This is a genomic window from Burkholderia sp. Cy-637 (assembly GCF_011753175.1).
Lineage (GTDB): Bacteria > Pseudomonadota > Gammaproteobacteria > Burkholderiales > Burkholderiaceae > Burkholderia > Burkholderia gladioli.
This window is the reverse complement of the sequence record NZ_VWWC01000001.1, coordinates 160,447-178,662: the sequence shown is the minus strand read 5'-3', so window position 1 is coordinate 178,662 and position 18,216 is coordinate 160,447. Positions and strand designations below refer to the sequence as shown.

Sequence of the window (18,216 nt, the reverse complement as noted above, 5' to 3'; positions counted from 1 at the left end):
AGGAGCAGGCGCATGAAAACCGTCGGCGACATTCTCGAAGCCTTCACGGTCACGGCCGCGCGGCCGGGCTTCAATCATCACGATGAAAACGGCCAGTCGGCCTTCGAAACCCTCACCGAAGCCTCGTTTCCGGGCAAGTGGAAGATCCTGTACTTCTATCCGCGCGATTTCAGCCCGGCCTGCGCGAGCGAGATCGCCGCGTTCGCGCGGTTGCAGCGGCAGTTCGAGGAACGCGACGCGGTGCTGCTGGGCGGCAGTTCGGACAACGAATTCGTCAAGCTGGCCTGGCGCCGCGAACATCCGGCGCTGGACCGGCTCAACCATTACGCCTTCGGCGACGTGAAGGGCGAACTGATCGACCAGCTCGGCGTGCGCGACCACGATGCCGGCGTGGCGCTGTGCGCCAGCTTCATCGTCGATCCGGACAACACGATCCAGCATGTCTCGGTGGACAGGCTCGAGGTGGGACGCAATCCCGAGGAGATCCTGCGCATCCTCGATGCCCTGCGGGCGGGCCAGGCGTGATCAAGCGGGCGCGCGGCCCGATCAGGCGGGCCTGGGCGGCCCCGGGCGAAATCAGGCGTGAATTGGCCGCGGCGAATCCCGGCCTGTATCGATGGGGGATGGCGGAATGTGGACGGCCGGCGGGAAAGCCGGCCGGCGTCGCGCACCAGGGCGGGGCACGATGCCGGCCGGGCGCGAGGCTCAGTCGCCTTCGCGCACCAGCAGCGCGGCGGCCTGGGCCTCGATGCCCTCGCCGCGGCCGAGATAACCGAGCTTCTCGTTGGTCTTGGCCTTGACGTTGACGCGGTCGAGCGGCAGGCCCAGATCCTCGGCGATATTGGCGCGCATCGCGTCGATATGCGGCGCGAGCTTGGGCGCCTGGGCGATCACGGTGGTATCGACGTTGCGGATCGCGAAGCCGGCCGCGGCGACGCGCTTCGCGCATTCGCGCAGCAGCACGCGGCTGTCGGCGCCCTTGAACTGCGCGTCGGTATCCGAGAAGTGCCGGCCGATGTCGCCGAGCGCGGCCGCGCCGAACAGCGCGTCGGTCAGCGCGTGCAGCAGCACATCGGCGTCCGAGTGGCCGAGCAGGCCGCGCTCGTAGGGGATGGTCACGCCGCCGATGATGAGCGGCCGGCCGGGAACCAGTTTGTGTACGTCGTAGCCTTGTCCGATTCTGATGTCCATGCTGGGTCTGGTTCGTGGTGAAGGTGGATCAGGAGGCGTTCGCCGGCCGCGACAGGAATGCCTCTGCCAGGTCGAAATCCTCGGGGTACGTGACCTTGAAGTTGCGCAGGTTGCCCTGCACCACGCGCGGGGCGTGGCCGGCCCATTCGATCGCGCTGGCCTCGTCGGTCAGGTCGTGGCCGTCGCGCTGCGCGGCGAGGATCGCCTCGCGCAGCATGCCGATGCGGAACATCTGCGGCGTCTGTGCCTGCCACAGCCCGTCGCGCGCCTCGGTGCGGGCGATCTCGTCGCCGCCGGCCGGCACGCGCTTGAGCGTGTCGGCCACCGGCAGCGCGACGATGCCGCCCACCGGGTCGTCCTTGAGCGTGGAGATCAGCGTGCGGATCAGCGCCGGCGTGATGCCGGGGCGCGCCGCGTCGTGCACCAGCACCCAGTCCGCGTCGGTCGCGCCGAATTCGACGAGCTGCATCAGCCCGTTGAGCACCGAGGCCTGGCGCGAGGCGCCGCCGCAGCGGCTGACCGCGAAGCGCAGGCCGGAAAAGCGACGCGCGTCGAAATGCGGATCGTCGGGGGAGATCACCACCAGGGTCTGCGCGAGTTCGCTGAGCGCGTCGAAGGCGGCCAGCGTATAGTGCAGCAGCGCGCGACCGGCGAGCGTGCGGTACTGCTTGGGCAGCGCCGAGCCGGAGCGGCTGCCGGTGCCGGCGCAGGGAATCAGGGCGAAAAGTCGGGGAGTCACGAGAGCGAACGCCGGTAATAGGGAAATCGAATCACGGATTTTATAATAGGTCTTTCGCCTCGGCCGCCGTGCCGCTCGCCGCGCCCCGGCGCACGCCATTCCAGCCTCGTCCATGCCAGAAAACGCCAGCACCCCGTCGTCCCCCGTCGCACTCGTGAAACCGGGCCAGCGCTTCGCCTTCGACGGCGCGCACGGCTCCGCCGACGCCCTCGCGATCGCCCGCTACCTGTCCGCCCACCAGGGCGAGGTGCCGCTGGTCGCGGTGATCTGCGCCAATGCCGTCGACGCGCAGCGGCTCTCGCAGGAGATCGGCTTCTTCGCGCCGAACGCGCGCGTGAGCCTCCTGCCCGATTGGGAAACCCTGCCCTACGACACCTTCTCGCCGCACCAGGACCTGGTCTCGGAGCGGCTGGCCACCCTGCACGACCTCGGCGAGGGGCGCTGCGACATCCTGCTGGTGCCGGCCACCACGGCGCTCTACCGGATGCCGCCGGCCGCCTTCCTGGCCGCCTACACCTTCGCCTTCACCCAGGGCGAGCGGCTCGACGAGGCCAGGTTCAAGGCGCAGCTGACGCTGGCCGGCTACGAGCACGTCAGCCAGGTGGTGCGCCCGGGCGAATACTGCGTGCGCGGCTCGCTGATCGACCTGTTCCCGATGGGCTCGCCGCTGCCCTACCGGATCGACCTGTTCGACGACCAGGTCGACTCGATCCGCGCCTTCGATCCCGACACGCAGCGCAGCCTCTACCCGGTGCGCGACGTGCGCCTGCTGCCGGGCCGCGAATTCCCGTTCGACGAGGCGGCCCGCACCGCCTTCCGCAGCCGCTGGCGCGAGACCTTCGAGGGCGACCCGAGCCGCGCGCCGATCTATCGCGACATCGGCAACGGCGTGCCCTCGGCCGGCATCGAGTACTACCTGCCGCTGTTCTTCGAGGACACCGCCACGCTGTTCCACTACCTGCCGCCGCGCGCGCACCTGGTGTTCAGCGGCGACCTGGACACCGCGATCCGCCGCTTCACGGCCGATACCAGACAGCGCTACAACTTCCTCTCGCACGACCGCGAGCGGCCGATCCTCGAGCCGCAGCGCCTGTTCCTGTCCGACGACGATTTCTACACGCTCGCCAAGCCCTTCGCGCGCGTGGTGCTGCCGGCCCAGGCGCCGGGCGGCTGGGCCACCGCGCTGCCGCCGCTGGCGCTGGAGCGCCAGGCCGAGGATCCGCTCGCCACGCTGCGCGCCTACCTCGCGAGCACGCCCAACCGCGTGCTGTTCACGGTCGAGTCGGCGGGCCGCCGCGAGACCATCGCGCAATTGTTCGCCGAGCATGGGCTGCGCCCGGTCGGCAACGACAGCTACGCCTCGTGGCTCGCCAGCGACGAGCGTTTCGCGCTCGGCGTGGCGCCGCTGACCAGCGGCTTCGCGGTGCCCGGCGAGGCTTACGCGATCGTCACCGAGACCGAGCTGTACGGCGCCACCGGCCGCCGCGCGGGCCGGCGCCGCCAGGAGCAGGCCAGCAACGTCGACGCGATGGTGCGCGACCTCTCCGAGCTCAAGGTCGGCGATCCGGTGGTGCATACGCAGCACGGCATCGGCCGCTACATGGGGCTGGTGTCGATGGATCTCGGCGAGGGCGACACCGAATTCCTGCATCTCGAATACGCCGGCGAGAGCAAGCTCTACGTGCCGGTCTCGCAATTGCACGTGATCTCGCGCTACAGCGGCGCCGATCCCGACAGCGCGCCGCTGCACTCGCTGGGCTCCGGCCAATGGGAGCGCGCCAAGCGCAAGGCCGCGCAGCAGATCCGCGATACCGCGGCCGAGCTGCTCAACCTCTATGCGCGCCGCGCCGCGCGCGAGGGCCATGCCTTCGCGCTCGAGCCGCGCGACTACGTGAAGTTCGCCGAAAGCTTCGGCTTCGAGGAAACGCCCGACCAGGCCGCCGCGATCGCGGCCGTGATCGGCGACATGACCAGCGGCAAGCCGATGGACCGCCTGGTGTGCGGCGACGTCGGCTTCGGCAAGACCGAGGTGGCGCTGCGCGCGGCCTTCATCGCCGTGATGGGCGGCAAGCAGGTGGCCCTGCTCTCGCCCACCACGCTGCTGGCCGAGCAGCATACGCAGACCTTCATCGACCGCTTCGCCGACTGGCCGGTGCGGGTGGCCGAGCTGTCGCGCTTCAAGTCGACCAAGGAGGTCAATGCCGCGATCGGCCAGATCAACGAGGGCAGCGTCGACATCGTGATCGGCACCCACAAGCTGCTGTCCTCGGACGTGCAGTTCAAGCGGCTCGGGCTGGTGATCATCGACGAGGAGCACCGCTTCGGGGTGCGCCAGAAGGAGGCGCTCAAGGCGCTGCGCGCCGAGGTCGACGTGCTGACGCTGACCGCCACGCCGATCCCGCGCACGCTGGGCATGGCGCTGGAAGGCCTGCGCGACTTCTCGGTGATCGCCACCGCGCCGCAGAAGCGGCTGGCGATCAAGACCTTCGTGCGGCGCGAGGAGGACAGCGTGATCCGCGAGGCGATGCTGCGCGAATTGAAGCGCGGCGGCCAGGTCTACTTCCTGCACAACGAGGTCGAGACCATCGAGAACCGCAAGGCCATGCTCGAGGAGCTGGTGCCCGAGGCGCGCATCGCGATCGCCCACGGCCAGATGCACGAGCGCGAACTCGAGCGCGTGATGCGCGACTTCGTCGGCCAGCGCGCCAACGTCCTGCTCTGCACCACCATCATCGAGACCGGCATCGACGTGCCGAGCGCGAACACCATCATCATGCACCGCGCCGACAAGTTCGGCCTGGCCCAGCTGCACCAGTTGCGCGGGCGCGTCGGCCGCTCGCACCACCAGGCCTATGCCTACCTGCTGGTGCACGATCCGCAGTCGCTGACCAAGCAGGCGCAGCGCCGGCTCGAGGCGATCCAGCAGATGGAGGAACTCGGCTCGGGCTTCTACCTGGCGATGCACGACCTGGAGATCCGCGGCACCGGCGAGGTGCTCGGCGACAAGCAATCGGGCGAGATCCACGAGATCGGCTTCCAGCTCTACACCGACATGCTCAACGACGCGGTCAAGGCGCTCAAGAACGGCCGCGAGCCGGACCTGCTCGCGCCGCTGGCGGCCACCACCGAGATCAACCTGCATACGCCGGCGATCCTGCCGGCCGATTACTGCGCCGACGTGCAGGAACGCCTGTCGCTCTACAAGCGCCTGGCGAACTGCGAGGACGGCGAGTCGATCGACGCGATCCAGGAGGAGCTGATCGACCGCTTCGGCAAGCTGCCGCAGCAGGCCAACGCGCTGGTCGAGACGCACCGGCTGCGGCTGGCGGCCAAGCCGCTGGGCATCAGCAAGATCGACGCGAGCGAGGCCGTGATCGGCCTGCAGTTCGTGCCGAGCCCGCCGATCGATCCGATGCGCATCATCGAGATGGTGCAGAAGCACAAGCACGTCAAGCTCGCCGGCCAGGACAAGCTGCGCATCGAGACGCGCACGCCCGACCTGGCGATCCGCGTGTCGACCGTCAAGGAAACGCTGCGCGCGCTGGGCCTGCCCTCGGGCGGACAGAAAGCCGGCGCACGCTGAAACGGCGAATCCGCGACGGACGGCGGCGGCGGGTGGCGAGCGACGACGGGTCCCGACGCCAACGGCGAATCCCGCCGCCCGCGCCGGAAATGGCGGATCGTCCGCTGGCCCGGCGAAAATCGTGCTGCAGCGCAAGGCGGCCCGCGAACGCGGGCCGCGGCGTTTTTGACGTATGATTTTCGTATTGCCATCCGGAGTTTCACCATGCGTTCCGTCGACGCCGCCGCGCCGCCCGCCCACACCGCCGCTCCCGCCTCCGATAGCCCCATCAGCCTCGACTGGGTCCGCGACCTGGTCGCGATGGACACCACCAGCCGCGTACCGAACCTCGGCCTGATCGAAACCGTGCGCGACGCGCTGGCCGAGCGCGGTATCGCCTCGACGCTGACGCACGACAAGCGCGAGGGCTGGGCCAACCTGTTCGCGACGATCCCCGCCCACGACGGCGCCACCGACGGCGGCGTGGTGCTGTCCGGGCACACCGACGTGGTGCCGGTCGACGGCCAGGACTGGGACAGCGACCCGTTCAAGCCGGCGATCCGCGACGGCCGGCTGTACGGCCGCGGCACCTGCGACATGAAGGGGTTCATCGGCGCGGCGCTCGCGCTGGTGCCCGAGATGCAGGCCGCCAGGCTCGCCAAGCCGATCCATCTCGCGCTGTCCTACGACGAGGAAATCGGCTGCGCCGGCGCCCCGCTGCTGATCGCCGACCTCAAGCAGCGCGGCCTCAACCCCAGCGGCTGCATCGTCGGCGAGCCGACCAGCATGCGCCCAATCATCGCCCACAAGGGCATCAACACCTATCGCTGCTGCGTGCGCGGGCACGCCGCCCATTCCTCGCTGACGCCCAAGGGGCTCAACGCGATCGAGTACGCGGCGCGGCTGATCTGCCATATCCGCGACATCGCCGACGAATTCCGCGCCAAGGGCCCCTTCGACGAGCTCTACGACGTGCCGTTCACCACCGCGCAGACCAGCCAGATCCAGGGCGGCAACGCGATCAACACGGTGCCGGCCGAATGCCGTTTCTCCTTCGAATTCCGCAACCTGCCGACGCTCGATCCCGATGCGATCTTCGCGAAGATCGACGCCTATGCGCGCGATACGCTGCTGCCGAAGATGCGCCGCGAGCATCCCGACGCGGCCATCGAGATCTCGAAGATCGCCTCGGCGCCGGGGCTCGACGCCGACGAGCAGGCCGCGATCACGCAGCTGGTGCGCGCGCTGAGCGCCGACCAATCGCAGCGCAAGGTCGCCTACGGCACCGAGGCGGGCCTGTTCGCCAATGCCGGCATCCCGAGCGTGGTCTGCGGGCCCGGCAACATCGAGCAGGCGCACAAGCCGAACGAATACGTCGAGCTGGCCCAGCTCGACGGCTGCGAACGCTTCCTGCGCAAGTTCATCTACAGCATGACCCTCGCCTGATCCGCCCGATACGGCACTCGCCGTTCGCGGCGGGTGCCCCGCCCGCCGCCATGTCGACTCTCGCTCCCCCTACCGCCCACGCCGCCATCAACGGCGAACCGATCCCCACGCTCGACGACATCGCCGCCGAGCACTTCGCGCTGACGCCCTGGGTCTCGCGCACGCCGGTGTTCGAGCGTGCCGACCTGCCGGCGCTGGAAGGCACCCACGTCAACCTCAAGTTCGAGCTGCTGCAGGCCAGCGGCAGCTTCAAGCTGCGCAGCGCCTTCGCCAACCTGCTGGCGCTGAGCGAGCCGCAAAAGCGCATCGGCGTGACCTGCGTGTCATCGGGCAACCATGCGACCGCCGTCGCCTACGCGGCGATGCGGCTCGGCCTGAGCGCCAAGGTGGTGATGCTCGACAGCGCCGGCGCCGCGCCGCTCGCGCTGTGCCGCCAGTACGGCGCCGAGGTGGTGCTCGCGGCCGGCCGCGCCGACGCCTTCGAGCTGGTGCGGCGCATCGAGGCCGAGGAAGGCCGGCAGTTCATCCATCCCTTCAACGGCTATCGCACCATCCTCGGCACCGCCACGCTCGGCTACGAATGGGCCACCCAGGCACCCGACCTCGACGCGGTGATCGTGCCGGTCGGCGGCGGCGGCCTGGCGGCCGGCCTAGCCACCGCGCTGCGGCTGGCCAATCCGCGGGTGCGCGTATATGGCGTCGAGCCCACCGGCGCCGACGTGATGAGCCGCAGCTTCGCGGCCAACCGGCCGGTCGAGGCGCGCGCGCCGCGCACCATCGCGGACGCGCTGGCCGCCGCCACGCACACCGAGGAATACAGCTACGAGCTGTGCCGGCGCCATCTGGAGCGGCTCGTCACGGTCGGCGACGATGCCTTGCGCGCGGCCATGCTGTACCTGTTCACGCATCTCAAGACCGCCGTCGAGCCGGCCTGCGCCGCGCCGATCGCGGCCCTGCTCGGGCCGCTGCGCGAAACCCTGCAGGGCCGGCGCGTGGGCGTGCTGCTGGCCGGCTCGAACATCGAGGCGCCGCGCTTCGCCGCGCATCTCGAGGACGCCCGGCGCGGCCACTGAGCGCCAGGGGCGCGACGATATCCCCAGCTTGTGTTGAAGAACCTGTGGACAAGCGCCTGACAAGCGAGCCAAGTGCTTGATCGGTCAGGCTTTCGCCGCGCTGCCTCGAATCGGTCACGAAATGCGCAGGGCGCCGCCGCGGCCGGTTTCGCGCCGCGCTTGACTCAGCCCCTGCCCGTGCCGCATCCTCGCCGGAAATTCCTTGTGCGCTCAAGGGCTTGGGGCGCCTTCCCCGGGCTTATCAACAAGGATCTCAACACAAACTGTGGATAAATCGCGCAGCATCGGTCGAGGCCGTCGACCGCCTGCCCGCGCGAGAGCAGACTCGCAGCACGAGCCGGTGCGCCGCGCCATGCGAACCGGTATCGCCGTCCAGCCTTCGCCAAAGAAAGGAGTCTCGCGATGCTCGTCAAGCCGTCCCGCCGTGATCCGGTTTCCGCGTCGAGCCCGAGGTCGACCTCGGCCTCGCCCTCCCTACCCGCGGCACGCCGCTCGCTGCGCCTCGCCATCGTGTTGTCGAGCGCGGGCTGGCTCGCCGCCTGCGCGCCGCTGCCGGCCACCTCGCAGGCGGGCGCCGCGCCCGACAACCCGCCCGCCTGCGATGCGGCCGGCACCCATCCCGCCTGGCAGGCCGAACTGATGTTCGGCCGCGATATCGCCGGCCGCGGCCCGGTCACCGATGCCGAGCGCAGCGCCTTCGTCGCCGAGATCGTCACGCCGCGCTTCCCCGACGGCCTCACGCAATGGGATACGCAGGGCCATTGGCGCGATCGCGAAACCGGCGCGATCGTGCGCGAAGCCTCCTTCGTGATCCGCCTGGTCGCACCGCCCACCTCCACCACGCGCCAGGCGCTCGACGACGTGCGCGACGCCTACAAGCAGCGCTTCCGGCAGCAATCGGTCGGGCTGCTCGTCACGGATATCTGCGCGGCGTTCTGATCGCGTCCCGCCCCGCGCGGCTGCCTCCAGGCGCATCCGCGCAAAGCGCCGGGACGAAAAAAAGCCCGGCAGGATCTGCCGGGCTTTCGCCATTTCTCGCGGTGCCCGCCTGCCGCGGCGGGCACCTTCTTTCGTCAGGGCTTGTTGCCCTCGAACATGTCCATGATCTGCTGCCGTTCCTGCTGCGTGACCGGCGGCGGCGTGAGACCCGCCGCGCCCGCCGCGCCGAGCGCGTCATTGGCATTGATCGGGTTGCCGGCCTCGTTGATGTCGACGTTCGAGACGAAGCCGTTGCCTGGCGTGTGATCGGCGAAGTACAGCTCGCCGTCGATGGTGGTCAGGCCGTCGGGCATCGCCATCTGCTGCTCGGGCACGCCGCGCAGGGCGGTGCGCATGTAGTTGACCCAGATCGGCAGGGCCAGCTGGGCGCCGAATTCGCGGCTGCCCAGGCTCTTGGGCTGGTCGTAGCCCATCCACGCGACCGCCACCAGCGACTGCTGGTAACCGGCGAACCAGCCGTCCTTGGCGTCGTTGGTGGTACCCGTCTTGCCCTGCAGGTCGCCGCGGCCCAGCACGTTCGAACCGGCGCCGGTGCCGGCGGTGGCCACCGTGTGCAGCAGGCTGTTCATCACGTAGGCGTTGCGCGCGTCGACGGTGCGCTGCGCGTTGCTGCCGGCGATCGCCGGCTGCGCCTTCTGCAGCGGCTGGCCGTGCGCGTCGTCCACTTCCGCGATCAGGTAGGGATCGACGCGGAAACCGCCGTTGGCGAACACCGAGTAGGCCCCCGCCAACTGCAGCGGCGTGACGAGCCCGGCGCCGAGCGCCATCGGCAGGTAGGGCGGCGTCTTGGACGGATCGAAGCCGAAGCGCTGCGTCACGTAATCCTGCGCGTACTTGGTGCCGATCGAGGCCAGGATCCGGATCGAGACCAGGTTCTTCGAGCGGCGCAGCGCATCGCGCATCGACATCGGGCCGTCGGGCTGGTCGTCGTCCTTCGGCTCCCAGGCGGTGCCGCCCGGCGTGCTCGGCGGGAAGTACAGCGGCGCGTCGTTGATGATGGTCGCCGGCCCCAGGCCCTTCTCGAGCGAGGCCGAGTAGATGAAGGGCTTGAAGCTCGAACCGGGCTGGCGCCAGGCTTGCGTGACGTGGTTGAACTTGCTCTTGTTGAAATCGAAGCCGCCCACCAGCGAGCGGATCGCGCCGTCCTGCGGCGTCAGCGCGATCAGCGCGCCTTCCACCTGCGGCAGTTGCGAGACCTGCCAGGCATCCTTGCTGTCCTTGGTGACGCGCACGATCGAGCCGGGCTTGATGCGCAGCGCGTCGCTCGCGCGCGGGCTCAACGCTGCCGCCACGAAGCGCAGGTTCGCGCCGTTCACGGTGGCGCTCTCGCCGCCGACGAACTGCACCTGCACCGCCGAGGGCGAGGCCGCGGTGACCACCGCCGATTGCAGGTCGCCGTTGTCGGGATGGTCGGCCAGCGCGTCGTCGATCGCCTCGTCGCGCGAATCGCCGGGCGCCGGCAGCGCGATGAAGCCTTCCGGGCCGCGATAGCCGTGACGGCGCTCGTAGTCGAGGATGCCGCGGCGCACCGCCTGGTAGGCCGCTTCCTGGTCGGCCGAGTTGATGGTGGTGGTGACCGTCAGCCCGCGCGTATAGGTTTCGTCCTTGTACTGCGCGTACATCATCTGGCGCACCATCTCCGAGATGAACTCGGCATGCACCGCGTACTGGTTGCCCGGCGTGCGCGTGTGGATCTCCTCCTTCACGGCCTGGTCATACTGCTGCGGCGTGATGTAGCCGAGATCGCGCATGCGCTGCAGGATGTACTCCTGGCGCACCTTGGCGCGCTTGGGATTGACCACCGGGTTGTAGGCCGAGGGCGCCTTGGGCAGCCCGGCCAGCATGGCCGCCTCGGCCAGCGTGATGTCCTTGAGGTCCTTGCCGAAATACACGCGCGCGGCCGCGGCGAAACCATAGGCGCGCTGGCCCAGGTAGATCTGGTTCATGTACAGCTCGAGGATCTGGTCCTTGCTCAGGGTCTTCTCGATCTTGTACGCGAGCAGCATCTCGTAGATCTTGCGCGTGTAGGTCTTCTCGCTCGACAGGAAGAAGTTGCGCGCCACCTGCATGGTGATGGTGCTGGCGCCCTGGCGCGCGCCGCCGTGCATCAGGTCGGCCACGCCGGCGCGCAGGATGCCGACGAAGTCGACGCCGCCATGCTCGTAGAAGCGGTAGTCCTCGATCGCGAGCACCGCCTTCTTCATCACGTCGGGAATGTCCTGGAAACGCACCAGGCTGCGGCGCTCCTCGCCGAACTCGCCGATCAGCACGTGGTCGGCCGTGTAGACGCGCAGCGGCACCTTCGGCTGGTAGTTGGTCAGCGCGTCGAGCGAGGGCAGCTGCGGGGCCATCACCACCAGCGCATAACCGACGATCAGCGCGCCGATCACGCCGGCCACCGCGAACAGCCCGGCGAACCACAGCGCGATGCGCGTGCCGATCGAGCGGCGGCGGGGCTCGCGATCGTCGCGATCGCGGTCGCGCCGGTGGTCGCCGCCATGGCGATCGGACTCATCCGCGTAGAACGCACCGGAAGGCGAGCGGCGTAACTTGTAATTGGGTTCGGAGTCGGACGGGCGTTTGATGATCGGCATGTCGGAATGGCGGGCGCGGCTGCGGCACCGTGGGCGTGCGCGGTTGGACTGCAGTGACGCGCGTGTGGATCGATACGTCAGGCTTTACGCGATGAGGATGGAGCGTAGCACGTCGACAGACCCCGGCACGCAGGGATCCGTTCCCGCGACGTGACAGCGCATTTTAATGAAATCGCCCCGGCGTCCCGGCGTTTTTTTGTAAGAATTTCCTCTATTTGCCCCGTCCTGGGGCGCGCGGCGCGATTCAGTGCCCATCTCGACGGCCCGCTTCGGCGCATCGAGCACGCTTGTCTGCACAACGAGCCTTTCAATCGCGAAAGCATTGTATCCATCTGTGTTCGCCCCCTTGGAAATGCCGCCTTCGTCCGTATTTTCCCGTCGCGCGAAGCGAGCTGCGCTCCCCCGCAAAACGCCGTGTTTAAGCGGCGTTTAAGCGATCCGGTGGTGTAATATCCGCCGGCATGTCGGGCGCGAACGCGCCGCGCGGCTGAGGTGGTCGCCGACCACTTCGTTTTTCATCCATGGAGGGTTTCATGTCGCTTTTCGACTCTGTTTCGCGCACGCTCAAGGGCCTGCTGAATGACGCGGCCGACTCGGTGCAGGATCCGTCGCGCGACGCACGCCAGATCGTGCGGGAGCTCGACGACAGCATCGCCCGGGCCGAGAACTCGCTGATCGAGATCGAAGCCCAGGTGGCCACCCAGCGCAGCAAGCGCGACGCGGCCGCCGACAAGGTCAGGAAGTACGAGGACGGCGCCAAGCGCGCGCTGCAATCGGGCGACGAATCGCTGGCCCGCGAGGCGCTGACGGCGCAGACCAATGCCGAGGTCGAGCGCGATGCGCTCGCGCACGAACTCGAGGCGCTCGAGCCGTCGGTCGACAAGCTCAAGGCGCAGATCGCCGACATGCGCCAGCGCCGCAACGACCTCAACACGCGCTCGAACATCCTGCAGGCCAAGCAGGAAATCGCGCAGGCCAAGGACGTCGCGGCCACTGCGCTGGGCGGGATCGGCGGCAAGGACCTGTCGGCCGACTTCCAGAAGCTGGAGGACAAGGTCGCGCTGTCGAACGCACGCTCGGACGCGCGCCTGAACTCGGCCGACAACAACAGCGGCAAGGCGCTCGACGACAAGCTCGCCGCGCTGAACCGCGGCCCCTCGGTCGACGATCGTCTCGAAGCGCTGAAGAAGCAACTGAACACGCCGGCGCAGTAACACGCGCACCGGCCGCCGCGCGGCACCGGGACCTTCCCGCCCGCGCGGCCTCTCCCCTCAAGGAGGCAGGCTCGCCGCCTGGTCCATCATGAAGAAATTCGTCGCTGCCGCCGGCATCGCCCTGCTCGTCGCCTCGGCGAGCGTGTTCGCGGCCGTGCCCTCGCTCCAGCAAGTCATCCAGTCGATCAACCAGCAGAACTGGCAACGTGCCGACAGCCAGCTCAGCCAGGTCATCGCCGCTCATCCCGACAATGCGCGCGCCCACTATCTGTATGGCCAGGTGCTCGACCGCGAAGGCCGCCCGGCCGACGCGCTGGCCGCGATCGAGCGCGCCCGCTCGCTCGATCCGACGCTGCACTTCACCACCCCGAGCGCCTTCGCGCAGACCGAGTCCAGGCTGCGCGCCGACGCGAACCGCGCCTCGGGCGAACGTCGCTCGGCCACCGCCGGCGGCGCGCTGATGCCGAGCGCCACGCCGCCGAGCGCGATGCAGACTTCCTCGCTCGCGCCGGCCGCCAAGCCCGCGCATCACGGCCCCGGCATGATCGCCTGGCTCGGCCTGATCGCCGTGATCGTGGTGGTCGTGCTGGTGCTGCGTCGCACGCTGAACCGTTCGCGCGCGGCCGGCAACCAGGAAGCCGACAACGAACGGCGCGCGCAGTTGAAGCGCGCCACCGACCTGCTCAACGAGGTGCGCCCGCTCAAGCTCGATGCGCGCATCTCCACGGCACCGGGCGCGTCGGCGCTGACCGGCGAGATCGAGGCGGTCGAGAGCGATGCGCTCGGCCTGGTCGAGACGCTCTCGAAAGGCAAGAACCCGGTGGCGCCGTACCAGGTCGAGGAGCTCGAGCGACGTTTCGCGAGCCTGAAGGCACGCGTCGAGGGCCGCCCCGATCCGAACGCGGCACCGGCCGCGCCGGCGGCCGCTTCGGGTTCGGTGTTTGCTCAGGAGGCCGATCGCCTGAGCCAGCCGCAGCAGCCGTATCCGCCGTCGTACCAGCCCTATCCGCCGCAATCGCCCTATCCGCCGCAACCGCAGCAGCCGCCCGTGATCGTGCAGCAGGGCGGCGGCTTCGGCGGCGGCATGGGCGGCCTGCTGACCGGCGTGCTGCTCGGCGAGGCGCTCTCGGGCGGCCGCGAGCGCGTGGTCGAGCGCGACGTGATCGTCGACGACCAGCGCCAGCGATCGGGCGGCGGCGGTTTCGACCTCGGCAACAACGGCGGCGGGAACGATGCTGGCTTCGATGTCGGCCAGGGCGACAGCTGGAGCACCGACAGCGGCGACAGCGGCAGCGTCGACCTGGGCAGCAACGACGACGACTGGAACAACAGCTGAGGGCGCCTGCCCGGGATCATGCCGGGCAACGCGGGCTGCGAGCGCGCAGCAGCAACATCGAACGGGCCGGCGACGGCCCGTTTTTCATGGGCTGCCGGCAGGCCGGGACTTTGTTAACATTTTTCAGACGAACTATCGGTGTCCGATCGGGTTCGTTATGATGTCCGCCATCGCCGTGCGGGCCTTGCCGCCGCACATTCCCGTTTCTATCCCCTTCCCTGGAGCAACCCGCTTATGAGCATGATCAAGGAATTCAAGGAGTTCGCCGTCAAGGGCAACGTGATGGATCTGGCCGTCGGTGTGATCATCGGCGCCGCGTTTTCGAAGATCGTCGATTCGATCGTCAAGGACCTGATCATGCCGGTGATCGGCGTGGTCACGGGCGGCCTCGACTTCTCGAACAAGTTCATTCAGCTCGGACCCATCCCCGCCAGCTTCAAGGGCAATCCCGATTCCTACAAGGATCTGCAGGCGGCGGGCGTCGCCCTGTTCGGCTACGGCTCGTTCATCACCGTGCTGATCAACTTCATCATCCTGGCCTTCATCATCTTTTTGATGGTGCGTTTCATCAACAAGCTGCGCCGCCCGGAAGTGGCCGAGCCGGCCGCGCCGGCTCCGACGCCCGAGGACGTGATGCTGCTGCGCGAGATTCGCGACGAACTGAAACGCCGCTGATCACCCACCGCGCTTCCAGCCCGATCGAGCCCGCCGAGCGCGGGCTTTTTTGCGTCCTCTTTTGTGCGGCGCACGCGAAAATCGCGCGGCGATACGCGGGAAAACACTCATCGATTCGGCCACCGAAACAAGGCTTTTTTATGAATCAGGCCTGCACGCGCCGCGTTCGCGGGACTATCATGAAGCTAGCAATGACATTACACAGGCGCAAACAGCGCCGACATGACGATCGTGGGCATTCAGCTGTCCGGCGTATCGCGGCTCGATCGAAGCCGTCGCGTCGAACTTCGTGAAGCCGGCATTTTCGTATGCTATAAAAGATCGGCATGCGGCGCTCGAGCCGGTTTGGGGGTGGGTCGCATGACAAAGCCACAAATCTTGCAATCGTTTTTGACGCGAGTGTTTATGTCCTTTCCGAAAAAACGCCGACGCGGGCAGGACGACGGTCACGAGTCGTTTCTCGCCGTCCTGCGCCATGCGAAACCGTTCGCCCAGCTCGATACCAAGATCGCGCGCGCCAGGGCTCAGGACGAGCCGGTGCTGTACGCGCACGTGCTGCCGGGCCTGGACGTCCTGCTCTGCACCGTGCGCGGTGCGCATCCGCCCTATCCCGCCATCGCCGACCTGCGCAAGCGCTGCGTCGAGTCGATCAGTCATGCGCTCGAGCAGCCGCTCGACGGGCTGGAGAACGGCGGCTACTGGTACGAGGCGAACGGCTTCGGCTTCCTGGTGTTCGCCAGCCGAGCGCGGGCCCGCATCCTGCCGGAATTCGCCGGCGGCCCGGCGGGCGAGCGCAGCGCGAGCCGGCAGAACGCCGGCGACACCACGCCCCGCTCGCTCTGAGCCGCCGGACCCGAACGGGCCGCGAGTCGATCAGGACCGCGGCCCGCTTCGTATCGGCTGACGATCCGGGTAGCCTGCCGGCGCTCCCGCCGCGCGACGAGCACCACGACGGCGACGCGCCGCCATCCCCTTGCGCGATGTCCCTCAGGCGCGCCCGCCCGGGCGCACGATATCGATGAAGGCCGAGAAGTCGGCATCGGCCAGGCCCATCGCCGAACCCAGGCGCAGCAATTGCTGGACGACGCCCGCCACCGGCATCGCGGCGCCCGCCTCGCGCGCGGCATCGGCGATTGTTTCGGCATCCTTCCTGAAGGTGGAGAGCGCGCCGAGCGGCGCGTGCCCGGCCGAAGTCATGCGCGGCACGAAGGTCTGCAGCAGCACCGAATCGGCCCAGCCGCCCGCCAGCGCCTCGGACAGCCGCGCGGCATCGATGCCGCTGGCCTGGGCGAGCCCGACCGCCTCGGCGATCGCGGCCACCGTGGCGGTGACGATCGCCTGGTTGCAGAGCTTGGCCGTCTGTCCCGCGCCGGCCTCGCCCAGGTGCGTGAGTCGCGAGGCATAGGCGGCGATCAGCGGACGAACCGCCTCGACCTCGTCGGCCGGGCCACCCGCCATCACCGCGAGCGTACCGGCCTGCGCGCCCGGCACGCCACCCGAGACCGGCGCGTCGATCCAGGCCACCCCCGCTTGCGCGGCGCGCGCCGCGTAGTCGCGCGTGGCGGCCGGCGGAATCGAGGAATGATCGACGATCCGGCGCAGGCGCCGCCGCTCCGGTTCGCCGGACAGCAGCCCATGCGCGCCGAACACCACCTCGCCGACCGCGGCCGCGTCGAGCACGCACAGCATCACCGTCTCGACCCGCCCGGCCATCTCGCGCGGCGTATCCGCCACGCTGGCGCCCTCGGCCGCCAGCACCTCCGCCCTGGCGCGCGTGCGATTCCAGACCTGCACCTGGTGCCCCGCGCGCAGCCAGTGCCGAATCATCGGCGCGCCCATCAGTCCCGGCCCGCAAAATCCTGCTTCCACGTCGTTCCCCGCAATCGAATTGAACTCGGCGCCCATCATACCGATCACTCCTAGATGCGCGGGCGTTCGGCAGCGCTGCCGACTCTCGCGCATGCGTCCACTGACTCCGGAGGAATCATGAGCGACCATGTCTACAAGCTGATCGAACTCACCGGTTCGTCGCAGAAATCGAGCGACGATGCCATCCGCAACGCCATCGCCAAGGCCGCCAGGACACTGCACGGCCTGAACTGGTTCGAGGTGATCGAAACGCGTGGCCATATCGAGGGAGACCAGGTCATGCATTGGCAGGTCACGTTGAAGGTTGGCGTCCGCCTCGACGACTGAACCCCGCTGCTTCGCCACTGCGGTCTTGCGCGACACCTCGACAGCGAGGTGCCGCGCTTGCGGATCGCACCGCCGTCGACGATCCCGCCACGGCGCTATTCCCCTTCAAATATCTCGAAACCCCGCTCTACTGCGGTTTACGCCCGCTTGACGCTCATTTCTGTCCATATTAAAAATCATATATCCCCATGATCCATCGATCAGCCTGAAGATATATAACCCGGAGAAAACATGAGCCAACAACGCGAGGCGATCGACACCTACCTGCTGCGCGTCCTGCACACGCTGCTGATGGAGCGCAGCGTGACACGCGCGGCGGTCAAGCTGAACCAGTCGCAGCCGGCGATCAGCGCCGCGTTGCGACGGCTGCGCGACATCACCGGCGATCCGCTGCTGGTGCGCGGCAAGTCGGGCATGGTCCCGACCGAATACGGGCTGCGCCTGCTCGAGCCGGTGCAGAACGCGCTGCGCGAGATCGAGCGCATCAAGTTCCAACAGCACAACTTCGATCCCGCCACCTCGATCCGCTGCTACCGGATCGGCTGCCCCGACTACCTGAACGTGCTGTTCGTGCCGACCGTGGTGGAGCGCTTCCGCCACGCGGCGCCGAACGCGACGCTCGAATTCCATTCGCTCGGCCCCGCCTTCGACTACGAGCTGGCGCTGGAGGACGGCAAGCTCGACATCGTGATCGGCAACTGGCCCGAGCCGCCCGAGCAGCTCCACCTGTCGAACCTGTTCGTCGACAAGATCGTCTGCCTGATGAGCAACACGCATCCGTTCGCCAAGCGCGGCGGGCTCACGCTCGACCAGTACCTGAACGCGCCGCACCTGGCGCCCACGCCCTACTCGGTCGGCCAGCGCGGCGCGATCGACGTGCACCTGGCGCGCGAGCGGCTCAAGCGGCACGTGGTCGTCACGCTGCCCTACTTCAACCTGGCGCCCTATGTGCTGGTGAAGTCGGACCTGATCTTCACCACCACGCGGCTGTTCGCCGACCATTACGCGAAATTCCTGCCGCTGTCGGTGGTGCCCGCCCCGCTCGATTTCCCGCCGATGCAGTACTACCAGCTCTGGCACGAACGCTGCCATTACTCGGACGAGGTGCGCTGGCTGCGCAGCTTGGTGGCCGAGGCCACCCGCACGTTGATCGACGCTTGAAGCGCCTTCGTGGCCAGCGGCGCCTTGCGT

Annotated in this window: 15 protein-coding genes; 11 read left to right on the top strand and 4 right to left on the bottom strand. The window is 68.6% G+C overall.

Annotated elements, in window-relative coordinates:
• Window positions 1-12 precede the first annotated feature (12 nt).
• Window positions 13-525, top strand: a complete 513-nt coding sequence (locus F3J10_RS00785; protein WP_167240568.1) for a redoxin domain-containing protein — start codon at window positions 13-15, stop codon at window positions 523-525.
• A gap of 180 nt (window positions 526-705) precedes the next feature.
• On the opposite strand, the gene ispF is transcribed toward F3J10_RS00785, so the two are convergent.
• Complete coding sequence (gene ispF / locus F3J10_RS00780) at window positions 706-1,191, bottom strand: 2-C-methyl-D-erythritol 2,4-cyclodiphosphate synthase (RefSeq protein ID WP_167240567.1); 486 nt, start codon at window positions 1,189-1,191, stop codon at window positions 706-708.
• A 28-nt stretch (window positions 1,192-1,219) separates the two neighbouring features.
• Window positions 1,220-1,930 (bottom strand): 2-C-methyl-D-erythritol 4-phosphate cytidylyltransferase, encoded by a 711-nt coding sequence (ispD, locus tag F3J10_RS00775; RefSeq protein ID WP_025096723.1) that lies wholly within the window; start codon window positions 1,928-1,930, stop codon window positions 1,220-1,222.
• 112 nt (window positions 1,931-2,042) lie between these two features.
• Between ispD and mfd the strand changes: the two genes are divergently transcribed.
• The 4 genes from mfd to F3J10_RS00755 all read left to right on the top strand — a co-directional run bounded on the left by mfd (window position 2,043) and on the right by F3J10_RS00755 (window position 8,950).
• Window positions 2,043-5,513 (top strand): transcription-repair coupling factor, encoded by a 3,471-nt coding sequence (mfd, locus tag F3J10_RS00770; protein WP_167240566.1) that lies wholly within the window; start codon window positions 2,043-2,045, stop codon window positions 5,511-5,513.
• A 204-nt stretch (window positions 5,514-5,717) separates the two neighbouring features.
• Window positions 5,718-6,938, top strand: coding sequence for an acetylornithine deacetylase (gene argE / locus F3J10_RS00765; RefSeq protein ID WP_036040059.1), 1,221 nt, complete (start codon window positions 5,718-5,720; stop codon window positions 6,936-6,938).
• A 50-nt stretch (window positions 6,939-6,988) separates the two neighbouring features.
• On the top strand, window positions 6,989-8,011 hold the full coding sequence (locus F3J10_RS00760) for a threonine/serine dehydratase (RefSeq protein ID WP_167240565.1): 1,023 nt from the start codon (window positions 6,989-6,991) through the stop codon (window positions 8,009-8,011).
• Between the two features lie 402 nt (window positions 8,012-8,413).
• Complete coding sequence (locus tag F3J10_RS00755) at window positions 8,414-8,950, top strand: DUF3574 domain-containing protein (RefSeq protein ID WP_240154535.1); 537 nt, start codon at window positions 8,414-8,416, stop codon at window positions 8,948-8,950.
• 134 nt (window positions 8,951-9,084) lie between these two features.
• Here the strand turns inward: F3J10_RS00755 and F3J10_RS00750 are convergent, their stop codons facing one another.
• Window positions 9,085-11,604: a penicillin-binding protein 1A gene (locus F3J10_RS00750; protein WP_167230443.1), complete on the bottom strand. Its 2,520-nt coding sequence runs from the start codon at window positions 11,602-11,604 to the stop codon at window positions 9,085-9,087.
• Between the two features lie 533 nt (window positions 11,605-12,137).
• On the opposite strand from F3J10_RS00750, the gene F3J10_RS00745 reads away from it, so the two are divergent.
• From F3J10_RS00745 to F3J10_RS00730, 4 genes are all read left to right on the top strand, one after another.
• Window positions 12,138-12,818 (top strand): PspA/IM30 family protein, encoded by a 681-nt coding sequence (locus tag F3J10_RS00745; protein WP_013698375.1) that lies wholly within the window; start codon window positions 12,138-12,140, stop codon window positions 12,816-12,818.
• Window positions 12,819-12,906: 88 nt separating this feature from the next.
• On the top strand, window positions 12,907-14,154 hold the full coding sequence (locus F3J10_RS00740) for a tetratricopeptide repeat protein (protein ID WP_036040065.1): 1,248 nt from the start codon (window positions 12,907-12,909) through the stop codon (window positions 14,152-14,154).
• Between the two features lie 234 nt (window positions 14,155-14,388).
• On the top strand, window positions 14,389-14,829 hold the full coding sequence (gene mscL / locus F3J10_RS00735; protein WP_013698377.1) for a large conductance mechanosensitive channel protein MscL: 441 nt from the start codon (window positions 14,389-14,391) through the stop codon (window positions 14,827-14,829).
• Between the two features lie 405 nt (window positions 14,830-15,234).
• The gene (locus tag F3J10_RS00730) at window positions 15,235-15,672 is read left to right on the top strand and encodes a hypothetical protein (protein WP_013698378.1); all 438 of its coding nucleotides are present in this window, start codon (window positions 15,235-15,237) and stop codon (window positions 15,670-15,672) included.
• A gap of 144 nt (window positions 15,673-15,816) precedes the next feature.
• Here F3J10_RS00730 and F3J10_RS00725 read toward each other — a convergent pair whose 3' ends face one another.
• Window positions 15,817-16,737 carry an NAD(P)-dependent oxidoreductase gene (locus tag F3J10_RS00725; protein WP_205200121.1) on the bottom strand — a complete coding sequence of 307 codons (921 nt, stop codon included), beginning with the start codon at window positions 16,735-16,737 and terminating at the stop codon, window positions 15,817-15,819.
• A 78-nt stretch (window positions 16,738-16,815) separates the two neighbouring features.
• Between F3J10_RS00725 and F3J10_RS00720 the strand changes: the two genes are divergently transcribed.
• Together F3J10_RS00720 and F3J10_RS00715 are read left to right on the top strand one after the other, a co-directional pair.
• The gene (locus F3J10_RS00720) at window positions 16,816-17,025 is read left to right on the top strand and encodes a dodecin (protein WP_013698380.1); all 210 of its coding nucleotides are present in this window, start codon (window positions 16,816-16,818) and stop codon (window positions 17,023-17,025) included.
• A gap of 231 nt (window positions 17,026-17,256) precedes the next feature.
• A complete protein-coding gene (locus F3J10_RS00715; protein ID WP_013698381.1) occupies window positions 17,257-18,186 on the top strand; it encodes a LysR substrate-binding domain-containing protein in 930 nt (309 codons plus the stop codon).
• The last annotated feature ends 30 nt before the right edge of the window (window positions 18,187-18,216 follow it).

Excerpts from the sequence above, each read along its gene's own strand:
- argE (WP_036040059.1), top strand. The coding sequence starts at position 5,718 with ATGCGTTCCGTCGACGCCGCCGCGCCGCCCGCCCACACCGCCGCTCCC.
- ispF (WP_167240567.1), bottom strand. The coding sequence starts at position 1,191 with ATGGACATCAGAATCGGACAAGGCTACGACGTACACAAACTGGTTCCC.
- mscL (WP_013698377.1), top strand. The coding sequence starts at position 14,389 with ATGAGCATGATCAAGGAATTCAAGGAGTTCGCCGTCAAGGGCAACGTG.
- F3J10_RS00720 (WP_013698380.1), top strand. The coding sequence starts at position 16,816 with ATGAGCGACCATGTCTACAAGCTGATCGAACTCACCGGTTCGTCGCAG.
- F3J10_RS00750 (WP_167230443.1), bottom strand. The coding sequence starts at position 11,604 with ATGCCGATCATCAAACGCCCGTCCGACTCCGAACCCAATTACAAGTTA.
- mfd (WP_167240566.1), top strand. The coding sequence starts at position 2,043 with ATGCCAGAAAACGCCAGCACCCCGTCGTCCCCCGTCGCACTCGTGAAA.
- F3J10_RS00730 (WP_013698378.1), top strand. The coding sequence starts at position 15,235 with ATGTCCTTTCCGAAAAAACGCCGACGCGGGCAGGACGACGGTCACGAG.
- F3J10_RS00725 (WP_205200121.1), bottom strand. The coding sequence starts at position 16,737 with ATGATGGGCGCCGAGTTCAATTCGATTGCGGGGAACGACGTGGAAGCA.
- F3J10_RS00715 (WP_013698381.1), top strand. The coding sequence starts at position 17,257 with ATGAGCCAACAACGCGAGGCGATCGACACCTACCTGCTGCGCGTCCTG.
- F3J10_RS00745 (WP_013698375.1), top strand. The coding sequence starts at position 12,138 with ATGTCGCTTTTCGACTCTGTTTCGCGCACGCTCAAGGGCCTGCTGAAT.
- F3J10_RS00760 (WP_167240565.1), top strand. The coding sequence starts at position 6,989 with ATGTCGACTCTCGCTCCCCCTACCGCCCACGCCGCCATCAACGGCGAA.
- F3J10_RS00785 (WP_167240568.1), top strand. The coding sequence starts at position 13 with ATGAAAACCGTCGGCGACATTCTCGAAGCCTTCACGGTCACGGCCGCG.
- F3J10_RS00740 (WP_036040065.1), top strand. The coding sequence starts at position 12,907 with ATGAAGAAATTCGTCGCTGCCGCCGGCATCGCCCTGCTCGTCGCCTCG.
- F3J10_RS00755 (WP_240154535.1), top strand. The coding sequence starts at position 8,414 with ATGCTCGTCAAGCCGTCCCGCCGTGATCCGGTTTCCGCGTCGAGCCCG.